This is a genomic window from Micromonospora tarensis (assembly GCF_016803395.1).
GTDB classification, from domain to species: domain Bacteria; phylum Actinomycetota; class Actinomycetes; order Mycobacteriales; family Micromonosporaceae; genus Micromonospora; species Micromonospora tarensis.
The window spans coordinates 1-2,937 of the sequence record NZ_JAEVHL010000425.1 but is presented as its reverse complement, the minus strand read 5'-3'; the positions used below and the strand labels follow the sequence as shown (position 1 = coordinate 2,937).

2 protein-coding genes and 1 pseudogene are annotated in these 2,937 nt (G+C 72.3%); all 3 read right to left on the bottom strand.

Annotation, left to right across the window (positions count from 1 at the left end; translation table 11 throughout):
* On the bottom strand, positions 1 to 430 hold a 430-nt coding region (locus JM949_RS35015; protein ID WP_203152349.1), incomplete at its 3' end, for a cellulose binding domain-containing protein.
* Between the two features lie 147 nt (positions 431 to 577).
* Positions 578 to 1,986 (bottom strand): annotated as a pseudogene (locus JM949_RS35010) (carbohydrate-binding protein).
* A 72-nt stretch (positions 1,987 to 2,058) separates the two neighbouring features.
* Positions 2,059 to 2,814 (bottom strand): YidC/Oxa1 family membrane protein insertase, encoded by a 756-nt coding sequence (locus JM949_RS35005; RefSeq protein ID WP_203152348.1) that lies wholly within the window; start codon positions 2,812 to 2,814, stop codon positions 2,059 to 2,061.
* Positions 2,815 to 2,937: the final 123 nt, after the last annotated feature.

Genomic DNA, 2,937 nt, shown 5'->3' with positions numbered 1-2,937 from the left:
GGTGGGTGGGCGGTGGCGTGGTGGGTGGGGTGCCGCCGCCGCAGGCGGCACCGTTGAGCTGGCAGCCGCTGGGCGAGCCGGAGCCGGTGGCCAGGAAGCCGAAGGAGACCGACGCGCCCGGCGCGATGGTGCCGTTCCAGGACCGGTTGGTGAAGGTGTGCCGCTGGCCGGCGGAGCTGAGCAGCGCGTCCCAGTAGCTGCCGAGGGTGGTGCCGGACGGCAGGTCGAAGGCGAGACTCCAACCGTTGATGGTGGCGCTGCCGCCGTTGGTGATGGTGTATTTCCCCTCCCAGCCGGAGCCCCAGTCGGCGGTCTTGACGAAGCTGGCGGTGGGACCGGCGGCGTACGCGGGCAGCGCCACCCAGGCCGCGCCGAGGGTCGCGGCGAGGGCGGCGACGAGGGACAGGACAAGGGATCTGGAGCGTTTCATGCGACCCTCCGGCCGGATGGGCATCCATGGACGTCAACGTTGCCGCTAATTATTAAGACAGTTAACTGTTTCTGTCCAGGGGGCCGACACCAGGGATCGGGTCGCCCGTCGCGGGAATCGTGCGGCGGGCGACCCGGGCCGGTCCGCTCAGCGGCGGAAGGTGAACCAGTTGACGTTGACGAAGTCGTTCGGCTGACCGCTGGTGAAGGTCAGGTACACGGAGTGCCGGCCGGTCACCGCGGCCACGTTGCCGGGCACCGAGCGCCAGCTCTGCCAACCGCCGGTGTTGCCGATGGCGAAGCTGCCGATCGGGTTCGCCGTCGGGCTGTCCAACCGCACCTCGACCAGGCCACTCGCGCCGCCACCCGCGCCGGAGGCGACCCGGGCCACGAAGTCCCGGGGCGTGGCGGAGCCGAACTCGACATTGTCGTAGCGCGCCCAGTCGCCGTTGCGCAGCGCGGCGATGTTCTGCCCGCCCTCCGAGCACGCCTCGACGAGCACCCCGTTCTGCCCGTTGAACGACTCGGCCTGGATCTGCGCGTACGCGTCAGTCGTGCCGCCGGGCGGCGGGGTGGTGGGCGGCGGGGTGGTGCCACCGCCGCGCCGGTACACCGCCACGTAGTCGACGAGCATCGGCCGACCCGGAACGGTGGCCGCGGTCGGCGTGCCGCTGCCCGCCACCCCGTTCGGGAAGGCTCCGCCGATGGCGACGTTGAGCAGCAGGAAGTAGCCCTGGTGCGAGGTCATCTGCGACCAGGCGGACGCACCGACCTGGCTCTGCGTGACGGTGTGGTAGAGCTGGCCGTCGACGTACCAGCGCAGTTGTTGCGGGCTGATCGAGGCGTCCCACTCGAACCGGTAGGTGTGGAACGCGGACTGGCAGCTCGAACCCGGACAGGCCCGGGACGCGCCGAGGCCGTTGGACTCGTTGCACGGCCCACCTGGTGCGACGCCGCAGTGCAGCACGCCCCAGACCGAGTTGATGCCGTTGACGTTCTCCATCACGTCGAACTCGCCGATGCCCGGCCAGTTCTGGTAGTTGCCCCGGTAGGGCGCGCCGAGTGCCCAGAACGCCGGCCAGTAGCCGGCCGCCGCGGCGCCGGTGACGTTCGGCATCTGGATCCGACCCTCGATGGCCAGCACGCCGCCGGCCGGGGCCTTGAAGTCGCTGCGCACGGTCTCGATCCGGGCGGAGGTCCAGCCGCCACCGCTGTCGCGCAGCGGCGTGATCCGCAGGTTGCCGCCACCGTCGTGGCTGACGTTGGCGGTGCTGGCGGTGTAGTTCTGGATCTCGCCGGTGCCCCAGTTGCCCGGACCACCGGGATAGCTGTGGCCGGTGTCGATGATCCAGTTGGCGGCCGACGGCAGGGTGCCGGCGGTGCCGGTGAAGTCGTCGCTCCAGACCGTGCTCCAGCCGGCCGGGGGTGGCGGCACGGCCGCCTGCGCGGTGACCGTGACGCGGCCAGGACGGTGGTGGTGGCGACGAGCAGGACGGAGGCCAGCCGCAGCCGGCGTCGGACGAGCGGGGCGGCGGGGGCCGCCGAGGATGGTGACATGGACGTGCCTCTCTGCGGGGGACGGGTCGAGAGAGCGCTCTCTCAGAGTTGTACGTCCCGCCGAAACAGTTGTCAACGTCGATCTCTGTCCGCGCTCGACGGAACCGCCTGTGGACGACGCAGCACCGCCTGCTCCACCGCCGACCACACGCTCGTGGTCACCAGATAGATCACCGCCGCGAGCGGCAGCACCAGCGCCACCAGCACCGTGGTGAACGGCAGCAGGGGCAACAGCCGGCCGAGCGTGGCCGCACCCGGCCCCTCGGTGGGCGTGCCGGCCACCGTGCCGACCGCCGCCGCCGCGCGCCGGGCCCGCCGCGACGACCACCAGGCCACGGCGAGCAACACGGCCAGCAGGACGCCGAACAGTGGCCCGGCCGCACCGGCCAGCCCATCGGCGAGGTGGTGCCCCAGCGGCACCCCGGCCAACCGTTCGTCCAGCAACCCGGTGCCGCCCTCGCTGGTGCTGAACAACCGGTACAGGACCAGCAGGAACGGCGCCTGGAGCAGCAACGGCAGGCAGCCGGCGATCGGGTTGGCACCGGCCTCGCGGTACAGCGCGAAGACCTCGCGCTGAAGCGTCGCCGGGTCGTCGGCGTACCGCCGCTGGAGGTCCCGCACCTGGGGGGCGAGCGCCGCGCGGCGTCGCTCACCGCGGACCTGCGCGACGGTGAGCGGCGAGATCAGCAGTCGGACGGCGATGGTGAACAGCACGATGGCGGCGGCGGTCGACGCGCCGCCGGCCAGCGGTTCGAGCAGATCGGTGAGCCAGGACAGTGCCGTGCCGGCGGCGCCGACAACGTCGTGCAGTGGTGCGAAGGCAAGCATGGGAAACCCCTCGGTCCGATTCCGGTGGGGCCCGCCCCGGGCGTGGTCCGCTCGACAGGGGGGCCGGTGACGGCGGGATGGCCGCGCGGCGGTGGCGCTACGCGGCCGAGGGGTGCCCGGGAG